Raw genomic sequence first — 18,741 nt, forward strand, 5'->3', positions numbered from 1 at the left:
GGAGGAATAACAAGTGATGAAAAAATTAAATTCTCTGGTTTTGTTCTCCATTGCATGTGTATCACTTTTTACCATTCATCCGATTAGCGTTCACGCTGAAGGAGAAGGCAATGGCGGCGGCATTCAGACAAACGGAGAAATCGGGTTCTATGAAGAAACAAAAGGAACAACAGAGCCAACGACGGAACCCGCAACCTCTGACTCAACGCCGAAGATTACAAAACCAGTCGGAAAGTATCCTTCAACTGGAGAACTAGTGAAGAAAAGTTTATCAATCAGCGGCGCAGCATTGATTGTTATTGCATTGCTCGTTTTTCTCTGGAAACGGAAAAAAGACGATGATAAACAGGAAGAAGGGGGTTAAGGAATGAAAAAGAAACGATTCACTTCAACCTTATTTCTTCTTTTCTTAGGACTCACACCACTATCTCCCCTGCACACATATGCAGAAGAAGATAATGTAGAAGGAAATGCAGCAATCGAGCTAACTGAAATTCCTGATGAACAAGGCATTCGTGATCCAGAAAACCCAGGAACAATCGTAGATCCTGGACCTAGTCCAAGTACAGAAGGACGCTTGCGGATCGATTTTGTTCCACAATTGAATTTTGGACAATATGCCATAACCGACAAAGATATGACGTATCCTGTAAATGCTCAGTTGTTCAAGGACAGCACGAAACCAAGAGGAAACTTTGTTCAAGTATCCGATTATAGAGGCGGTCAACAAGGCTGGACATTACAAGTACGTCAAGAATCACAATTTAGAAATGAAACTGCAAAAAATCCAGAACTAAACGGTGCGGTGATTTCTTTCGATAAGTCATGGGTCAATTCGACACGTGATCAAAGCGAAGCACCAATCGTCTCTAAAGAGATCATTCGACTAAGCAATATCGGAGAAACCTATAATTTAGCAGATGCTAAACAAGGCACCGGTTTTGGTACATGGAGCATTTCATTCGGTGCGTCAGCTGATAATAAGAACAGCATTGCATCAACGTTAAGTCCACGTTTACTAAAGGACCAACCAGTACTAGATCCTGCATTTGGCAATCAGCAAGTGCATGAGAATAGTGCAATCACATTAAGCGTACCAGGAGCCACGAAACGTGATCCGGTACCCTACTCAACGGTGTTAACTTGGATTATAGCCGAGTTACCATAAATGCAATACAAACAAAACCTAGGAGGAAACACACATGAAATTATCACACAAATTATGCGGAGCTGCTTTATTAGCAGTATCAGGCGTAGCATTAGCTGCTCCAAGTGCAACACAAGCTTTAGAAGGAACTAGAAATGGAACTGCGGACATCGAGTTCACAAAAAACACTTCTGAAGATACAACAATGACTGACCCGACTGGTACTCGTCCTATTGATACTGGTACAGATATCGATCCAACACACGTTGACGAATTTGGGATCATTGCTGTAACACCATTAGACTTCAAAGCTCACGCTGCAGTAGTAGGCGCGCAACAATATGAAGCTGCACCTCACGTAGCGAACAAAGGAAATGATGATGAGTATAACGTAGAAAACTACGTAGCGATCAAAGACGTACGTTCTACAGTTGACCACACATACAAATTATCAGCAGAATTGACAAAACAGTTTACAGCAACAGTTGATGGAACTCCTGTAACTTTAGCTGGAGCAACATTAACATACAAAAACATCGATGTAGCAGCAACTCTTAACCCAGATTTACAACCAGCTGACGATAAAAAAGTATTTGGTGATGGAACTGGCGTTCAAACAATTTCTGAAACAAGCGGTTCACTACCAATCTATACAAACACTGATGCAAATGGTGGTAAAGGTCGTTATGAAGTAACATTTGGTGACGATGAAAAAGGAACGGATGGTAACTCTGTAGTTATCGATATTCCAGCATCTGTAGACGTTCGTACTGCAGCATATAATGCAACAGTAACTTGGACTTTATCAGATACATTATAAAAAACAGCTTAAAAACCTGTAAATAAATGTGTAGGAACAGGCTCACCGGTGTAAAAGCCGGTGACTTGTTTTAACATCAAAAGGAAGGGATTTACAACATCCATGAAGAAAAGATTGATCACTTACTTAGCATTATTCACATACATAGTTTTTGGCATTGGGTTCTCCACGACCGCCTTTGCTGATGAAAGCAATAAAACGGCAGATCAACAAGCAGCAGAGCTTGGCTTAGGTTTTACCTATAAAGTAGTGAAGCCCGAAAATCAGCGAAGCAGTGTCGGCTATTTTGATTTACGCATGAATGCAGGACAAAAACAGACTGTTGAGATCGAACTTGCCAATGGCTCTGATGAAGAAATCACGATCGGTGTCTCACTGAATGGAGCCAAAACGAATGGAAATGGTGTGATTGAGTATGGACCATCGGCGATCGAAAAAGATAAATCATTAAAATATGATTTTGTTGATATTGTAACGGGTCCTAAAGAAGTTGTTTTACCACCGAAGACGATGATTCCTTTGAAATTAGAGATTGCAATGCCAGCCTCTGATATCGACGGGGTGATCTCTGGAGGAATTCAGCTGAAGCAGCAAACAAAAGAAGAGAAAGATGAAAAGGAAAAAACGGGAATTACAAATGAATATGCTTATTTAGTAGGTATGCTATTGAGTGAAAATGATACAGTCGTTACACCAAACCTTGAGCTGAATAAAGTATATGCAGGCTTAGCTAATTATCGGAATGCCGTATTTGTTAATTTTTCTAATGTTCAACCAGCCTATCTTGAAAATATGACAGTTGATGTTCAAATCATGAAAAAAGGCTCAGAAGAAGTTTTATATGACACAAAAAAAGCTGGTATGCGTATGGCGCCAAACAGCTTGATCGATTTTCCAGTTGAAATGAATGGTGATCGGATGGAAGCGGGCGATTATAAAGCACATATTCTAGTGACTGCAGACGATAAAAAGTGGGAATGGACAGAAGAGTTTACCATCACAGATGAAGAAGCAGATAAATTTAATGGTCAAGATGTTTCTTTAACACAGGAGCGTGGCATCGATTGGAAGCTTATTGCTATGATCGTAGGCGGAATCATTGCCGTAGTTGTTATTATTTTCTTTATTGTGCGTTCTGTTCAGCAGAAAAAAATGAAAAATAGAAAGAAAAAGGGAAACAGAAAAAAGACGGCTGCAAAATAAAACAATGAAAGGGGATAGAATCCTATGAGCCTATTGGATATGTCATTTATTGGTCTATTATCCAGCGCTATCCTCTTTTTCATTTTTGGTGCGGCGTTGGTTTTCTTTAGAATTTCTACAAACAAACAGTGGAAAAAAATAAATGTACGCCGAGTTAAAAATAAAAAGAAGCGAAAAAAACTCCAGCGCATACGCAAACAATTAGAACAAAAAAAGAAGCGTCAATTGGTTTGGGCGATTCTCTGTTTTGTCCTATTTTTTGTAACGGCTGGTGGTGCAGGTTATTCCAGATACTATCAATTAACAAATTTAACAGCAGAAGATGCCGAAGCAGTGGCGAAAACCTATTATTTAGTCGGTGAAATGAAAAAACAAGTAACTGCGGTAGATAATGGCGCAAGCCCAGAAAAAACAGTAAAGAATTTGCGTGATCTGAGTGCTCAACTTGCCAGCGCCAGTGTAAAACCAGCTTCTCAAGGGATGTCTGTCGAAGGGCAAAAATTGCTAAACCGTCACCTGTCACTCACACGCCAGTTGGCTGTTAACATCAGTAACCAAAATCAAGAAGCGATGGCCGATGCAAGCATTAGAGAAATGTATTTAAAAGACATAGCAAAAGTGACTGAAAGTGAGCAAAAGGTATTTAAACACTTCAAAGTGAACGAATCAGCTTTGCAGCAGAAGAAATAATTGTTGAGAGGTGAGAGTATGACAGACAAGAAAAAGGCTGTAAGCGGGTCAAAAAAGGCACACTCTTCCTCTCAAACAAAAGTAAAAAGAAAAAAAGAATACATAAAAAGAGAAGTTGAAGAGAAAAAGAAACCGAAAAAAGTAAACCGCGGACCGGTTAAAAAGAAACGGAAACACACAAAACACAAAAGCGGATCAACAAACACCTCTGTCCATAAAAATAGGCGAGTTCCGCCAAAGAAAAAGCAGCAAAAACCGCGAAAGAAAAAAAAGTTAAAATTACTGCTGAACCAAATCATGTTAACGATTGCGATTAGCGTAGGTCTATTTTCAACGATTATTTATTTCACTGTCCGTACAACTAAAATGGAAGGGTATGCTATGACGACCACTTTGACAGACAAGGATCGTGTCCTAATTAGTAAGCTGGGACAAATAAAACGCTTCAAAATGGTCTATTTTAAGCATCCATTAACCAAGGAAAAAACAGTGAGAAGAATTATTGGAATGCCTGGAGATGAGCTATATTACAAAAATGATCAATTATTTATCAATAATAAACTAACGCCAGAACGTTTTCTTGAAAAAGCTGTAGCAGAAGCGAAGCAATCTGGTTTTTTGTTGACGCAAGATTTTAGTTTGAAGCAGGTCGCTGATGTGGAGCGTATTCCGGAAAATAAGTATTTTGTTTTGGGAGACAATCGCCAGTTTTCATCAGATAGCCGAGATTATGGATTGATTGATAAGAAAGACATTATCGGTATTGTCGAATTGAGATTTTTCCCACTACCTACGGCTGCCCATTTTTGATGTACGAACGATCCATTCGAGAAAAGTTAGAGAAAAGAGTATAAAAATGACTAAACAAGACAGAATAAAAAAGCGTCCGAAAAAACAAAAAACGAGAAGCAAAAAAACTACTGCACAGCAACCAATCGACGATTATGTGAAACTAAAGCATAAGCTCGCAATCGTTCAAAAAATTGTGAGTCTATGCGTAATTGTCGGCTGTGTGATTTTTCTAATTCGAGTAAAGACACATCAAGTTAGCGGGGAGTCGATGGCGCCGACTTTTGAAAACCGAGACCGAATTTTTGTCGCTAAAAAACAAGAACCGGTACGTCTAGATATTGTCACATTTTCACCCGAAAATAACTCAAAAAAATCCTATGTTAAAAGAGTGATAGGGATACCAGGTGATACGATTTGGCTGGAGGAAAATAAACTGTTCATCAATCATCAAATGAAAGAACGCGCGCAACAGCCAGTAAGCGACACAGACAAACGAGCGATCGATTTACCGGACGGAACAGTTAAGGTTGATGTTTCCGTCGACGTAATGAATCAATTGAAAGGTCTGACTAAAATTCCAAAAAATCAATACTTTTTACTTGGAGATAATCGTAACCATTCAACAGATAGCCGAATGATGGGGCTGATCGATCAAGCGCAAATTGAAGGTGTGGTTACTTTCCGCTATTATCCGCTGAATAGATGTGGATTTGTTCGCTAAAATAAAACGCTGAAGGCGAGGTACGTATGATTAATACAATGAAAAAATGGATTCAAACAAAGGGTGTCTTTCTTTTATTAAGCATCTTATTACCAATAGGGATTATGGCGCTTGCTTACTATCTTATAGGAATCTATCCTGGAAGTGACCGAACAATCATGGCAAGTGACAGCTTTAGCCAGTATTCAAATTTTCACGCGAGTTTCAATAATGTTTTACATGGAAAACAAAGTATATTTTATACCTGGTACGCCTCTTTAGGCTTAAATTACTGGGCTTTTTCGGCTTACTATTTGAATGGGATTTTCACACCGTTGGTTTTCCTTTTTGACAATAAGGCAATGCCGGAAGCACTATATTTTATTACGTTGATCAAGTTTGGTGCAATGGGTGCCTCTTTTTGGGTATTCTCCACACAGACATTTAAGTTACCCAAATGGCTTCATGTTTCTTTAAGTACAGCGTATGCGTTAATGGCCTACACAACGGCTTATTCAGAAGTTATTATGTGGTTGGATGCGTTTGTTTATTTGCCGTTGATCATTTTAGGGATTCAACGAATCATGGAAAAAAGAAAACCAGCCTTGCTATTCATCAGCTATCTACTTTTGTTTTTGTCTAATTTTTATATGGCATTTATGATTGGCGTATTTAGCTTTATGTATTATTGCGTCCGCTTAGGTACAGATTATTCACGATACAAAAAAAGTGTGGGGCCTTATTTGCTTACTGCTTTTCTAGCAGGTGGAGCTTCAATGATCACGATTTTACCAACCGTACTTGATTTGAAAAATAATGGGGAAAGTTTAAGTGATTTTAGCCGTTTTTGGCAGCCGGACACAGGTGCGTGGGATTTAGTAACTAAATCAATGGCTGGTGTTTATGATACAAGTAAATTTGGCAGTGCCCCTTTTATTTATATTGGATTAGTGCCGTTGATTTTTTGTTTATTTTACTTTATTGATCGAAAAGTTGCGTTGCGGGATAAGCTTTTATATGGAAGCTTGTTTCTTGTGCTGATCGCTAGTGTTTACATAGCGAACTTGAATTTATTTTGGCATGGTCTGCATGCTCCAAACATGTTTTTATATCGTTTTAGCTTTCTCTTTTCGTTTTTAGTGATTCTGATTGCAGGATATAGCTTAGAAAGAGTTGAAAAATCGGATGCCGAGAAAATTACAAACGTTGTTTTATTTTTGTTAGCCTTGTTTTTAACTGCCTACTTTTTCGCGAATAGACAACGCTATGACTATATCACGCCTCAATCATTTATTATCAATATTGTGTTGTTGGTCGTGTATCTTGTATTATTACTGGCTTATCAAAAAGAAAAATTGAGAGTCGGGATTCCCATATTGCTTGCAGTAATTATGGTTTCGGAAGCAGCATTTAATACTAAAGTAATGATTGAGAGTATCAAGGAAGATTGGGGTTATGCTGGTCGAACGGTTTATGATCAGCACTATGATGAAATAAATGAATTAGTAGAAAAGACTAAAGCTGAGAATGATGGATTTTATCGTATGGAAAATCTAGATCCGGTTTCCCGTAATGATAGTTTTAATTATGGATATAGTGGCGTAACAATGTTTTCTTCCATCCGAAATCGACATTCCTCTGCGTATTTAAATAATTTGGGTTATCGTTCTACAGGAAGTAATTTGAATATCAACTATGGAAACAACACACTGATCATGGATTCGCTTTTAGGAATCAAATACAATTTGACAAAGCAAAATGCACCGACAAAATATGGCTTCAAACAGATTGCAAGTCAAGGGGAATACCATTTATATGAAAATGAAAACACACTTCCATTAGGTGTTCTTACTGATAAAAAAATCTATGAAAAAGAAGCAGTTAATAACCAGACAGAACTTATCAGCCACCTTTCAGGTATTGAAGAAGATCTATTTAGTTTTGGAAATGTAAAAGAGAAAAAACTAGATAATCTTGTGCTGGAATCGAGTGGAGAAAGTCTGGTATATGCTAAAGAGAATGTGACACAGCTTTCTTCGATTACTTGGACGATCGAAATACCTGCACAGACCCAAGCATATTTAAGCTTAGTCGGAGCAGATGAACGTATGATGAGAAAAACAGATGTCATTCTCGAGGTTGCAGGGGTTTCTAGACGAAGCAATGTTCTTGAGTCAGGTCAATATTATGATCTTGGCTACTTTGAAAAAGCGAAAACAATCGAAGTAAAGGCGACATTTGATTCATCAAATGCCAAGGTCTCTATTTATCAGCCGGATACAGCATTGCTCAATATTCCACGCTTTGAAACAGCTTTAGAATCTGTACAGAAAAAGGGTGTAGATTTCGCTATTAGTGGACGCAAAGCAAAAACTGAAGTAACACTGGATAAAGCACAAGTAATTTGGACGACGATTCCTTATGATAAAGGCTGGAGTGCATACATTGACGGTAAAAAGACTGAGATTCCGACCTTTAAAGAAGCCTTCTTGACCTTGCCAGTTGAAAAAGGTACACATACGATAGAATTTGTATTTTTGCCGCAAGGCTTTAAAGCTGGAGCTGCTTTATTTATTCTATGCATAATAATATTTTTGGGTTATCTAGTATGGCTAAAAAAGGAAAATAAGGAAATGAACAGGAGAGAGAAACAATGAAAAAGAAAATAATGTTTCTACTTATAGTGCTTATTGCTTTGGCTGGTTGTTCAGCAAAACTAGCAAATGACAAACAAACTTTTTCAGATCAAGGCGTTTCTTACTCGATTCAATTGCCTTCATCATGGGAACTAGAAAAGAACGATAAAGAGTTATATGGTCGAGAAGTCGTTTTCGCAGCGGCGGATCAAAAAAGCAACTCGATAATGTTTGTCAGCACAACTAGAAAAGAAACGATGGATCTAAAGGATTTTGGTTCAAAGACTCGTGAACAATTGGCTTCAACATATAATTATAAAAATGTTGAAGATGTCTATATGAAAGAGTTTGAATTGAATACGTATCCGGCTTATAAATTCACTGTTTTTACGACATTTAAAGAAAAAGATGTTTGGGCTCATATTTACTATATTGAAACCAAGACAAGTTTGGTTCAATTGGTCTACTATTCTGCTGACGACAATCAGTACGAGTCACGATCAAAAATCATTGATCAGTCGGCTCGTTCATTGCTTGAAACAAACGCACAAGCAGATTACCAGCCAGAACAAGCAACTGAGAATAACGTAGCTGACAGTGATAGCGTGATGGTGAAAAATGAAACGTATTCTTTTGAAATCAAAGGATTTAGAAAGCTGATCGACCAGCAGGATCAACCTTTGCTCGTAATTCGTTATGAAATGACCAATCTTGCAGAAGAAAAAGCAACGGCTGATCAATTAAGCCATGTAGTTGACGTTACACAAAAAGGACAAAAACTGAATCAGACGGTTTTACCAGAAAGTGAAAAAAACTCTGCGCTAGCTTTATTAGAAGAACATCAAAAAAATAAACTAGAGAAAAATGAATCTGTAGAAGCAGTGCTGGTGTATCGTTTAGATGAGACAACAGGAGAAGTGCTTTTGACCTTTGCAGCAGATAAATTTCCTAAACAAGATCCAGTTGTTCTAGATCTGGATTTACTAAGATAGCTGAATCTATAATAGGAGGGCTAGAAACGAATGAATAAAAAATTAGCAATGCTGCTTTCGATTTGCCTAGTATTAATTATAGGCTGTAAAAATGAAGCAAAACCAACAATCAACGCAGAAGATCAAGCAGTTATATGGCAAAAATCTCAAGAAAAAGGGTTTGGCAAATTCAATTATCTTGATCTAACCGAAACAGCTGCCCAAGAATTGATGACAGAGAAGTTTAAGGTAAAGCTGCCGAAGCTATATGAGTCAGCACTACCCATTTTAGAAACAGCACTACAGACACAAGAAAATACTAGGGAAGAACCGATTTATTCCATAGTAGCTACGGGAAACACATTAATTATGAATGGGACCTATTCCTATAAAGATAAACAAGATGGGAAATATTATTCTTATGCGACAATTGAAATGACGTATGAGTTTGATCGGGAAAAGAAGCTAGCTTGGTTAAGCGCACAAGATATCATGCTATTTAATTATCCAGAACAAGGAAAAGTGTACCTCAATGACCCAACAGAAACATTTGAAAAGCTGGCAGCCTTAACAAACGTCAGTGATCTCGATAAAAAAATGACTACGTTTAAGGAACAAATAAATAAACCAGCTGAGGAACGTAAAGGGAAAAAGGTGAGACTGGAAAATTCTTTAAAGCAGGCTGAAAAAGAGAAGGAAGTTGCTAGAAATCTTGGAATGGATTTTGGAGATAACGGAACATTAAGTGTTATTCGAATTTTTGTGAAAGATTATACGGAAAAGTGACGTCTAAATGTGAATATTTTGTGAAAAATTGAAAGGGCAAATTTCTTGTATAGTAGATATTAGTTCGTTCATTTTCTATAAATCTTTAAATTAATAACAAATAAATGGATCTTTTTTTCTTTTTCTAACGGATGGAATCTGGGAGGAGAAAGAAAAGTAGAGTATAAAAGGGTTGGTTTCTTAGTAAGTGAGAAGCCGTCCCCTTCTTTTTTTTCTTTATAATTGAGAATGTATCTGCGTATAAATCAACGTATTTATAGTCTTTTTACGAAATAGAGGAAATTGTAGACAAAAAAAGGAACAGAAAAAAGCGAAACGAGTCGTTTAGAATAACAGGATAGATTTTTAACATGAAAATACATTTTACAAAATATTATAATGATAAAAAAACAAATTTATTTTTGGACGTTAATTGTGATTTTTTTGAAAATATTTATCTCTAAAATGTAGTATTATAAAAAAGGGAATTAACGTACAAATCAGTTTGTTTGTTTGAGCTTTATCTGATAAAATAGAGGAAGGTAGGTACGTTTTCAGTTTTTTGGTGAATTTTTTTGAAGTGAGTAGAGCGTGCACATATGATTGAAATCGAAAGTGGCTTTGGTTATTTATATAAAAATAGAAAACTACTACACTATCGTATAAGTTACATATATAAACAACCCACATGATTTACTTAGATGTTTGACTTAAGAAAATAGAAAAAATCAAAAGAGAGTCCCATTTTTAGGAGGAATTGAGCACATGCTGAAAATTTTTGGTAAAGGTAAAAAAAGAAAAAAATACGAAGATTACGATGATGAAGATTATGATGACGACGAATATTATGATGATGAAGATTATGACGACGATGATGAAGAGTACGATGACGACGATTATGATGACGATGATGAAGATTACGACGATGACGACGATTATGATGACGATGATGAAGACTACGACGATGACGACGATTATGATGACGATGATGAAGACTACGACGATGATGAAGATTATGATGACGATGACGACTATGATGATGACGAAGATGACGATGAAGAAGAATCTCGTTCGTTGTTCTCACTGAAGAAGAAAAAGACACCGCCAGCACCAACGCCTAGAAAACCAAAGCAAATGAAAAAAAGACCACCGATCAATGAAGTGATCGATGATGAAGAACTTGAAGAGCTTCAAGAAGAGAACCAACAGCTTCAAAATGAAATCCGTGAATTGAAAGCAGAATTGCGCAAGAGCAAAAGAGAGATGACTCAATTACAAAACGAAGTCGATGCTGCTCATCAAACGAGCGAAGCACTGGAGAATGAATTATCTATGGTTCAAGCTGTGCCAAAAGACTATGATGCACGCATGGCAGAACTTGAACAGGTCAAAAGCAAATATAATACGCTTTTACGTGAGAGCAATCGTCAAATCGATGAGAACGATCTAAACCGCAAAAAAGCTGAGCGCTTTGCCAATAAAATAAGACAATATGAACAAGAGCTATTGGCAAAACAAGAAGAGATCGACAAGCTTTCTGAAGAACAAATCGTGATTATGGCAAATGACGCGCCAACTGATTCAGCAACATTTGAAGAACTTGCTGAGGTTCGTCAAGAACTAGAAGAGACAAAACGTCAGCTAGCTAAGAAAACAATGGAAATCGATCAACAATTATCGAAAGAAGATATTGGCGAAGTCCTACTGGAAGCGAAAAAACAAGCAAAAGAGATTATCAATCAAGCTAATCAACGTGCGCAAAGAATCAATGAAGACACGAAACGCAAAGCAAATGTCTTAAAACGTTTAGAACGCGCAGAGCAAGAATACCAAAATTACTATAAACGTATCAAAGATGTGAAGGAAGAATCTGAACAAGCCTTCAACGAAATCATCAATTTAGTAAAAGAAGATCCATACCAATAAGAAAGAGAGGACACAACATGAAAAAAAGAAATCTAAACAGTAAGAAATTACGTGTATTGAGTGTAGGATTACTGACTTCAACTGCTGTCCTTTCTGTTAAAGATGCTCAACCAATTGTTGCTAAAGAAGCAGAAGATCATGTTACAGTAGGATCGGAAGAACAAGAAGATGTAGCAATATTATCCTCAACTAGAGAATATGAAACAACAGAAAGTACAGTAGAAGGAATAGCAACAAGTTCTTCTACGCAAGAAAGCAGCAGTGAGTCAACGGACGAATCTGTAGAAGAAAGTACAACAGACTCATCTACATCAACAGATGAGACAAGCTCAAGCTCGACCCAAGACACAACAGATTCAACGAGCACATCTGATACGTCGACAACTGACAGTTCGACTACAAGCACTACAACAAGTACAAGTACAACCAGTACAAGTACTACAACCAGCACGACGAGTTCATCAACAACTCCGTCTAAACCAAAGCCGAAACCAAAGCCAACACCGCAGCCTAGTAAGCCAAAGCCGCAGCCAAGTGTTCCGGCGCCTGCTCAACCGCAGCCCCAACCAGTTCAAGGGCCGCAACAACCGAGCACAACAACGAATGTGACAACTAGCGGTTCAACAACAGGTGCAAGTCCGGCTGGTTCTGATCAGGTATTTCATATCAGTCCTAATCTAACAACAAAAAGTTTTGTTAAAGTAATCGGAGAAGATGCACGTCAAATTGCAGGTGAGAACAATGTCTATGCATCTGTAATGATCGCACAGGCAATTTTGGAAAGTGCTTCTGGAAACAGTGCACTAGCTTCAGCGCCAAACTATAATTTATTCGGAATCAAAGGCAGCTATAAGGGACAAAGTGCAAACTTCCTGACAAGTGAAGATGACGGTTCTGGAAGTATGTTTACCATTCGCTCTGATTTCAGAAAGTATCCATCATATAAAGAATCACTGGAAGACTATGTGAAGCTGATTAGAGGTGGTACTGACTTTAGCAACTCTTATTACAGCGGTACATGGAAGACAAACACGAAATCATACAAAGATGCAACGAAATTCTTAACAGGCCGCTACGCAACAGATACAAGCTATAATGCCAAGTTGAACGGTTTGATTGATGCCTACGATCTGACTCAGTATGATACGTTAAAAGATAGTAAAACGACCAAAAAGGCAAAGAAAATCACGTTAAATACTTCTTTTGATAAATTGGAAAGACAAAATGATAAAACGGATCAAACGATTGAATACGTTACGCATATTGTCGAAAAAGGCGAATCATTGAAGTCAATCAGTGAGCTGTACAATATTTCTACCTTGGCAATTCTTGATAAAAATCAACTGGATCGCCGAATGTTGTTTATTGGTCAAAAATTGAGTATTCCAAAACAAGAAGAAAAAACAACAGTCGTAGCCAAAGAAGATGCGGTAGACCGCTCATTAGAAATGGTTCAAAAACTATCTACTGCTTTTGCTGATAAAGAGACAACACAATCATCAGACAAAAAGGCGACTAAAAAAGCAACAACTAAAGAAACAACAAAAGAAACTAACTCTTCTTCTACAAAAGAAACAAGCGATACAGTGACGAAAAATAATTCTAAAGATTATCAAGTAAGTGCAACTCGTAAGAAGACAAAAGAAACCTACGAAGTGAAAAAAGGAGATACCTTAGCAAGTATTTCTAAAAAAACTGGTGTTTCTGTCTGGTCGTTGAAAGAATGGAACGACTTAGATCAATACTTCTTAACGGAAGGTCAGCAACTTATTTTAACCCCTATCTATGAGCTTCAATCGTAAAATTAAGAAAGGAGAATGGCTCGATGAATGATTATTTTGATGTGTTTTTTCATCAACAGGCAATCCCATTCACAACTGGGACCGTTCTCTATCAAAAAGATAGTACGGATGAAATAGTTGATGCCTGTGAGACATTTTATGAAGAACGTACCGGAGAATTATTTACTTTTCGAGAAAATAGCGAAATTTCTCGAAAAGTGCTTTCTCTCCCATTAAAGAAACATGTTGAAATTCAATTTTTTCAAGCAGAATTGAATTGGGATGTTTTACTGGAAGAGTTAGAAGAACTGTTTCCACAATTTATTTGGACAAAAATAGTAGAAGAAGTCGATGGCTCTTTTAGTACATATTATTGCGAATTTATTTCTGTATCGTTAGAAACACACGAGGAAGACCCTGTAGCGTTCAGCGTTTCTGCTAGTTTAGAGCAGATGGACTATACAAAACAACAATCAGTAAGCAGTATCTTAGAAGCAAAATTTCTTTCAATTTTTCAAGAAGAAGGGGAAGAAACGTATAAAGAGCCGCTAACTTTTCCAGTAGCTGTCACTGTAGAAGAACCACAAGAAGAGGAAGTATTTTCATTTAAAGAGGAAGAGGTTTCAGATGAATCTGAAGGCAACGAAAACTTCTTTAGTTCGTTGGTAGATGAGCTTGAAGAGGAAGAAACATTTTCAGATATACTACTAGATGAGTTTGAAGAGAATGAGCCGTATACAGATACATCGATAGATGAGTTCGAAGATTATGAGACGTTATCAAGTACATCAGCAGATGAACCTGAAGAAGTTGAGGCTTTTTCTAGTGCTTCTGTAGCGAAACCTAAAGAAAACAAGCTTCTTGATCGTTCACGAATCGAGCAATTTGAAGATTTAGCGCCAGTTCGTTCGGATGAGAATGAAGTGTTGTATCTGAAAGAAAGCTTGAAACGAGAAAAGGCGTCAAAGGAACGCGTGCGGGTAGCAAAAGAAAAATTGGAGTACGAGCTGCTCGCCATAGAAAACAGCCTACTTGTTAGTGGTTTAAAACGATTTAAGAAACACCAGAAAACGACAATAGATGAAGAGGACTGGTATAAACCAGTTCGGATTGATTTGATTCAATATGATGATCTTTATAAAAAGGCGAAGTTTATCGAGCAATCATGGCGATTGAATCGTCAATTGGTAACGATCACTGAAAAGATGACGGTCACAAAAGATCAATGGATTTATGAACGCGCTAGAATCGAAAAAATTAAAAATAGTGTGTCAGAAATGGATTTACAATCAATGATGGAACAATGTCACTTGATCAATGAACGAGTAAAAGTACGTCCAGGGTTTTTATTTTTTAAACCAAGAGTGAAGTTATATCAAATCGATTATGAACAGTTAGAAAAAATCAGTGCCTTTTTTGATATTATTCAAACAGAAAATCGCTTATTGGAGTCCGTAATCGAGCAAAAAGAGCAAGCTATACAATAAAATTAGGGAGCCAAGCTACAACTCTTTGAGTTATAGCTTGGCTCTTTTTTCTACTTTAAAGCAATCATCGCACCTAAAAACAGTGAATTTTACTCGATTTCTAAGAGAAAAATTTGTAATAATTCCGGATTTTTGTAATATTTCACTTTATTTTTAAAAGATTAAAGTAAAAATTTCAGAAAAAAACATGATTTTTTTCATTTCTAGCTTTAGTAAAAAACCTAGAACGAACAAGTGTTTCTCCTTGCTGTTTTTACAAACTGTTACGCAACGCCAATACTCGTAACGAATTGTTACTGTATCTTCACCTATGAAATATTTTTAGATGTTAAAGTATGCAAAGTCGATAAACAAACGACAAAAATATTTTTTTACAAAGGAGAAACAACATGAAATCACTTAAAACGATTTTATTAGCAACAACTTTGACTGCAGGATTTGGCATTTTTATGGGAACGACTGACGCGCACGCTGAAAGCTTATATAAAGTAAAATCAGGAGATACTCTATCTACAATTTCTCAACAATTTAGTGGAGACAATAGTTTAATCGATTATATTGTTAAAGATAATAACATTTCTAATAAAAATATGATTTTCGTAGGGGAAGAATTAACTATCCGTACTGCTGAAGAAGCGGCTAAAGATGCAACACCTAAACAAACTCAGACAGCACCAGTACAAGAAGAAGCCGTACAAGCAACACCAGCAGCTGAAACAGCAACTGCAGAAACAACACCTGCAACGACATCTTCTGCAAAAGAATGGATTGCTCAAAAAGAATCTAGCGGTTCATATGCTGCAACAAACGGCAGATATATTGGACGCTATCAATTAGATGCTTCATACCTAAATGGTGACTACTCTGAAGCCAATCAAGAACGAGTAGCGGACAGCTATGTAGCTGGACGTTATGGTTCATGGGAAGCAGCCCAAGCTTTCTGGCTGGCTAATGGTTGGTATTAAACCGATAAAGAATTAAATACAACAAAAACGTAGAGAGTAAGAATAAGCAGTTGGATAAAAACGAAATGCAGTTTAGTAGGTATGGTCTACATTAGATCGTTCCACGCTCTATTTCACCGAGATTTCGCCTTATTTCTGAAAAAAGCTGCTTTTTTATCAGCGTTTATTCAAATTTTAGAGAGCTGGCAGATAACTTAAAGAGTTATCTGTCAGCTTTTTTTTATTGAATTAAGAAGACATTAGGCGACTTTTTTGGAGAAGTGAGTATAATTTAAATAAAGAAGATCACATTGAATGAATCTTTTTAAGAATCACTAAGAAAGGAATGAATGAATATGCCAAAATTTTATAAGAATGTTAAAACAGGTGCAGTAATTACGGCAGAAGAATACAAGGAAAAAATCATGAATAATATGACAGAAACAAATTCGGATTTAGGTACAATGGGCATGGGATCGTACAGTAACTTCGTTAACGATGTATTTGAAGGTGAACTAGATAATTATAGTGAATACGTTCCCTACGATCCGGAAGGTGAAGAGAATCAATAAGGTAGTTTTTTGACAGAAGGAAGGTTCCAATGAAAAAGCAAACGATTTTTAATACGGTATTTAGGGTATTTCGCTTTATTTTTATTGTCATTATTGGTACGTTGGTCTATCAAGCATTGTTTTCAGAAATCCTAACTAAAAAAATCCATATTGTTGCCTATATACTTCTGTGGTTATTTAGTTCGTATTTGATTTTGCCCTTTATCAATAAGTTGATGACAGGACGCTATTTGCCTAATTATTTTATTGGTCGCTCTAGAACAAGCGATGGGTTATTAGGCGATCCGATCAATCTTGCCTTTATCGGTACTGAAGCAGACTTGGAGAGGCTATTTGTAAATAGTGGCTGGACGAAAGCCGAAAAATTGTCGTTGAACTCGAGTATAAAAATGATAGTCGCTAGTTTACTAGGAAAATCTTATCCTAATGCACCAGTGAGTTCCTTATTTTTATTCGACAAACGACAAGATTTAGCCTTTGAAAAACAAATTGAAAATAATCCTCGTAGAAGACATCATGTTCGCTTTTGGCAAACACCAAAAGACTGGTACTTACCAGGTGGAAAAGAAGCTGATTGGCTTGGCGCAGCAACCTATGATAAAAAAGTTGGATTTTCTATCTTCACTGGACAGGTCACACATAAAATCAATTCAGATATTGATAAAGAACGTGATTTTGTTTTGGCTTCCTTTGAAGAGGAGAATCAACAGGTATCTGTTGACATAGTTGAACATTTTACCACAAGCTACCATGGCCGAAATGGTGGTGGTGATGAAATTTTTACAGATGGTGCACTGCCTTTTATCAAACTGAAATAAAAGTAGAGTATTCCTGTGTTTATTCAAATTCTAAGTGTCTGGGGTGTAGCTCATGGAGTTATGTCCCAAACACTTTAATTATACTTTTTATGCTTGCTGTTTCAGTAAGCTAGTTTCATAAGCCTTTTTAGTAAACGAAATGACGCCTGATAGTAGGAAGAGACTAATCAGTGTTCCTTCTCTAACGAAAATTGGCAGATGATACATCAAGGAAATCGTTAGAGAAACGGCTACAGAAAAAATATCGATCCCATATCTAAATTTAGCAAAGGATTGACCGGTCTTTTCGCTTAAGCGAATACAGACACTTTCGATTGGAAAGGGAATTACATTTAACGAAATGACGATTCCTGTAGCAAAACCAGCTAAACAGGTTCCAAGAATAAAGAATAGTAATTTGAGGAAATAATTGTCGAGCTGAAGACCGCCAAAAACTGTATAAGAGAAAAAATTAATAATATTTCCCAAGCAAAGAATCGAAAGAAACATCACTAAATACTTCAAAGGTTGCTTTTTCTTCGATAATAAAATATAAGCAAGTAAAAATAGGCTATTAAATAAAAAAGTAACTGTTCCAACTTTGATATGACTGATTGCAGAAACTGCGACATTCAAGGAATTAAAACTACTGACACCAATATCTGCTTTCAACGTTAAACTGATTCCCACACCGCTAAGTGCATAAAAGAATAGAGATGATAATACTTTTTTCATGATTGTCCTCCTGTGATAAATAATCTTTACAATAGTAATTTAAAGGAAAATCATTCATAATAATAGGAGATATCTCACATTTTAGGAGGACATATGAAAATCTATCCACTTAATCAATTGAACGAATTGACAGATAAAAAAGCAATAACCATTTTTGAAGAACTTCCAGAAGACAGTTTAAAATATGCGCATCTTTTTGTTTATGAAAAGAATGAGTACATCGTACGGTTTGATAAATCTGTCGATCATCTTTTTTTCTTAATCGACGGCAGAGCAAAAATTTATAAGATCCATGAAAATGGCAAACGTTCGTTGCTTCAATTTTTAGCAGCAGGAGATTTTATTGGAGAATTGTCGTTATTAGAGGTGGAGGAACAGGTAAAAGATGTTCAGACGATCGATCGCTGTATTTGTTTGGCCTTACCGTATCATAAAGCAAAGCAAGCGCTGTTAAACGATAATCGCTTTTTAAGAATCATTGCCAAGTATTTAGGGAAAAAAGTGTTGCTGCGGGTCGATCATTTTTCGAATAATCAAAATTACGAGTTGAAGCATCGCTTGGCAGCATATATGCTGCAAACGGAAGTTGCAGGGGTTTATCATGAAAAGCATACAGAAACTGCTGAATTTTTAGGTGTCAGCTATCGGCATCTGATGTACACCTTAAAAGAATTTCAGGAATCAGGAGTAGTGGAAAAACAAGACAAAGGCTATTTACTGAATTTAAAAAAAGTGAGAGCATTGGCTGCAAGCCTAATTTAATAGAAAATAAAAA

At 36.8% G+C, this 18,741-nt stretch carries 18 protein-coding genes; 17 read left to right on the forward strand and 1 reads right to left on the reverse strand.

Features of this window, described 5'->3' with window-relative positions; genetic code table 11:
• Positions 1–16: 16 nt before the first annotated feature.
• The 16 genes from BCR25_RS04050 to BCR25_RS04125 all read left to right on the forward strand — a co-directional run bounded on the left by BCR25_RS04050 (position 17) and on the right by BCR25_RS04125 (position 17,252).
• Positions 17–364, forward strand: coding sequence for an LPXTG cell wall anchor domain-containing protein (locus tag BCR25_RS04050; RefSeq protein ID WP_069662344.1), 348 nt, complete (start codon positions 17–19; stop codon positions 362–364).
• 3 nt (positions 365–367) lie between these two features.
• Positions 368–1,168 carry a WxL domain-containing protein gene (locus BCR25_RS04055; protein WP_069662345.1) on the forward strand — a complete coding sequence of 267 codons (801 nt, stop codon included), beginning with the start codon at positions 368–370 and terminating at the stop codon, positions 1,166–1,168.
• Between the two features lie 34 nt (positions 1,169–1,202).
• Positions 1,203–1,967, forward strand: a complete 765-nt coding sequence (locus BCR25_RS04060) for a WxL domain-containing protein (RefSeq protein ID WP_069662346.1) — start codon at positions 1,203–1,205, stop codon at positions 1,965–1,967.
• Between the two features lie 102 nt (positions 1,968–2,069).
• On the forward strand, positions 2,070–3,170 hold the full coding sequence (locus BCR25_RS04065) for a WxLIP family cell surface protein (RefSeq protein ID WP_069662347.1): 1,101 nt from the start codon (positions 2,070–2,072) through the stop codon (positions 3,168–3,170).
• A gap of 24 nt (positions 3,171–3,194) precedes the next feature.
• A complete protein-coding gene (locus tag BCR25_RS04070) occupies positions 3,195–3,860 on the forward strand; it encodes a hypothetical protein (RefSeq protein ID WP_069662348.1) in 666 nt (221 codons plus the stop codon).
• Positions 3,861–3,878: 18 nt separating this feature from the next.
• The gene (gene lepB / locus BCR25_RS20285; protein WP_069662349.1) at positions 3,879–4,670 is read left to right on the forward strand and encodes a signal peptidase I; all 792 of its coding nucleotides are present in this window, start codon (positions 3,879–3,881) and stop codon (positions 4,668–4,670) included.
• Positions 4,671–4,716: 46 nt separating this feature from the next.
• Positions 4,717–5,373, forward strand: coding sequence for a signal peptidase I (gene lepB / locus BCR25_RS04080; RefSeq protein ID WP_069662350.1), 657 nt, complete (start codon positions 4,717–4,719; stop codon positions 5,371–5,373).
• Between the two features lie 26 nt (positions 5,374–5,399).
• Positions 5,400–8,009: a YfhO family protein gene (locus tag BCR25_RS04085; RefSeq protein ID WP_069662351.1), complete on the forward strand. Its 2,610-nt coding sequence runs from the start codon at positions 5,400–5,402 to the stop codon at positions 8,007–8,009.
• Complete coding sequence (locus tag BCR25_RS04090) at positions 8,006–8,980, forward strand: DUF5067 domain-containing protein (protein WP_069662352.1); 975 nt, start codon at positions 8,006–8,008, stop codon at positions 8,978–8,980. Before BCR25_RS04085 ends, BCR25_RS04090 begins: the two co-directional genes overlap by 4 nt.
• A gap of 30 nt (positions 8,981–9,010) precedes the next feature.
• Positions 9,011–9,745, forward strand: coding sequence for a hypothetical protein (locus tag BCR25_RS04095; protein WP_069662353.1), 735 nt, complete (start codon positions 9,011–9,013; stop codon positions 9,743–9,745).
• A 744-nt stretch (positions 9,746–10,489) separates the two neighbouring features.
• A complete protein-coding gene (locus BCR25_RS04100) occupies positions 10,490–11,650 on the forward strand; it encodes a coiled-coil domain-containing protein (RefSeq protein WP_069662354.1) in 1,161 nt (386 codons plus the stop codon).
• A 17-nt stretch (positions 11,651–11,667) separates the two neighbouring features.
• Positions 11,668–13,452, forward strand: coding sequence for a glucosaminidase domain-containing protein (locus BCR25_RS04105; protein WP_069662355.1), 1,785 nt, complete (start codon positions 11,668–11,670; stop codon positions 13,450–13,452).
• Positions 13,453–13,475: 23 nt separating this feature from the next.
• On the forward strand, positions 13,476–14,918 hold the full coding sequence (locus tag BCR25_RS04110; protein WP_069662356.1) for a hypothetical protein: 1,443 nt from the start codon (positions 13,476–13,478) through the stop codon (positions 14,916–14,918).
• 389 nt (positions 14,919–15,307) lie between these two features.
• The gene (gene apf / locus BCR25_RS04115; protein WP_069662357.1) at positions 15,308–15,883 is read left to right on the forward strand and encodes an aggregation-promoting factor; all 576 of its coding nucleotides are present in this window, start codon (positions 15,308–15,310) and stop codon (positions 15,881–15,883) included.
• Between the two features lie 335 nt (positions 15,884–16,218).
• Positions 16,219–16,434 (forward strand): hypothetical protein, encoded by a 216-nt coding sequence (locus BCR25_RS04120; RefSeq protein WP_069662358.1) that lies wholly within the window; start codon positions 16,219–16,221, stop codon positions 16,432–16,434.
• 29 nt (positions 16,435–16,463) lie between these two features.
• Entirely contained in the window at positions 16,464–17,252 is a 789-nt protein-coding gene (locus BCR25_RS04125) for an LssY C-terminal domain-containing protein (RefSeq protein ID WP_069662359.1), read from the forward strand.
• Between the two features lie 87 nt (positions 17,253–17,339).
• Here the strand turns inward: BCR25_RS04125 and BCR25_RS04130 are convergent, their stop codons facing one another.
• Positions 17,340–17,966, reverse strand: coding sequence for a YczE/YyaS/YitT family protein (locus BCR25_RS04130; protein WP_069662360.1), 627 nt, complete (start codon positions 17,964–17,966; stop codon positions 17,340–17,342).
• 93 nt (positions 17,967–18,059) lie between these two features.
• Between BCR25_RS04130 and yeiL the strand changes: the two genes are divergently transcribed.
• Positions 18,060–18,728: a transcriptional regulator YeiL gene (gene yeiL, locus BCR25_RS04135; RefSeq protein WP_069662361.1), complete on the forward strand. Its 669-nt coding sequence runs from the start codon at positions 18,060–18,062 to the stop codon at positions 18,726–18,728.
• Positions 18,729–18,741: the final 13 nt, after the last annotated feature.

Origin of the sequence: Enterococcus termitis (assembly GCF_001730305.1) — a bacterium.
GTDB classification, from domain to species: Bacteria; Bacillota; Bacilli; order Lactobacillales; family Enterococcaceae; genus Enterococcus_L; species Enterococcus_L termitis.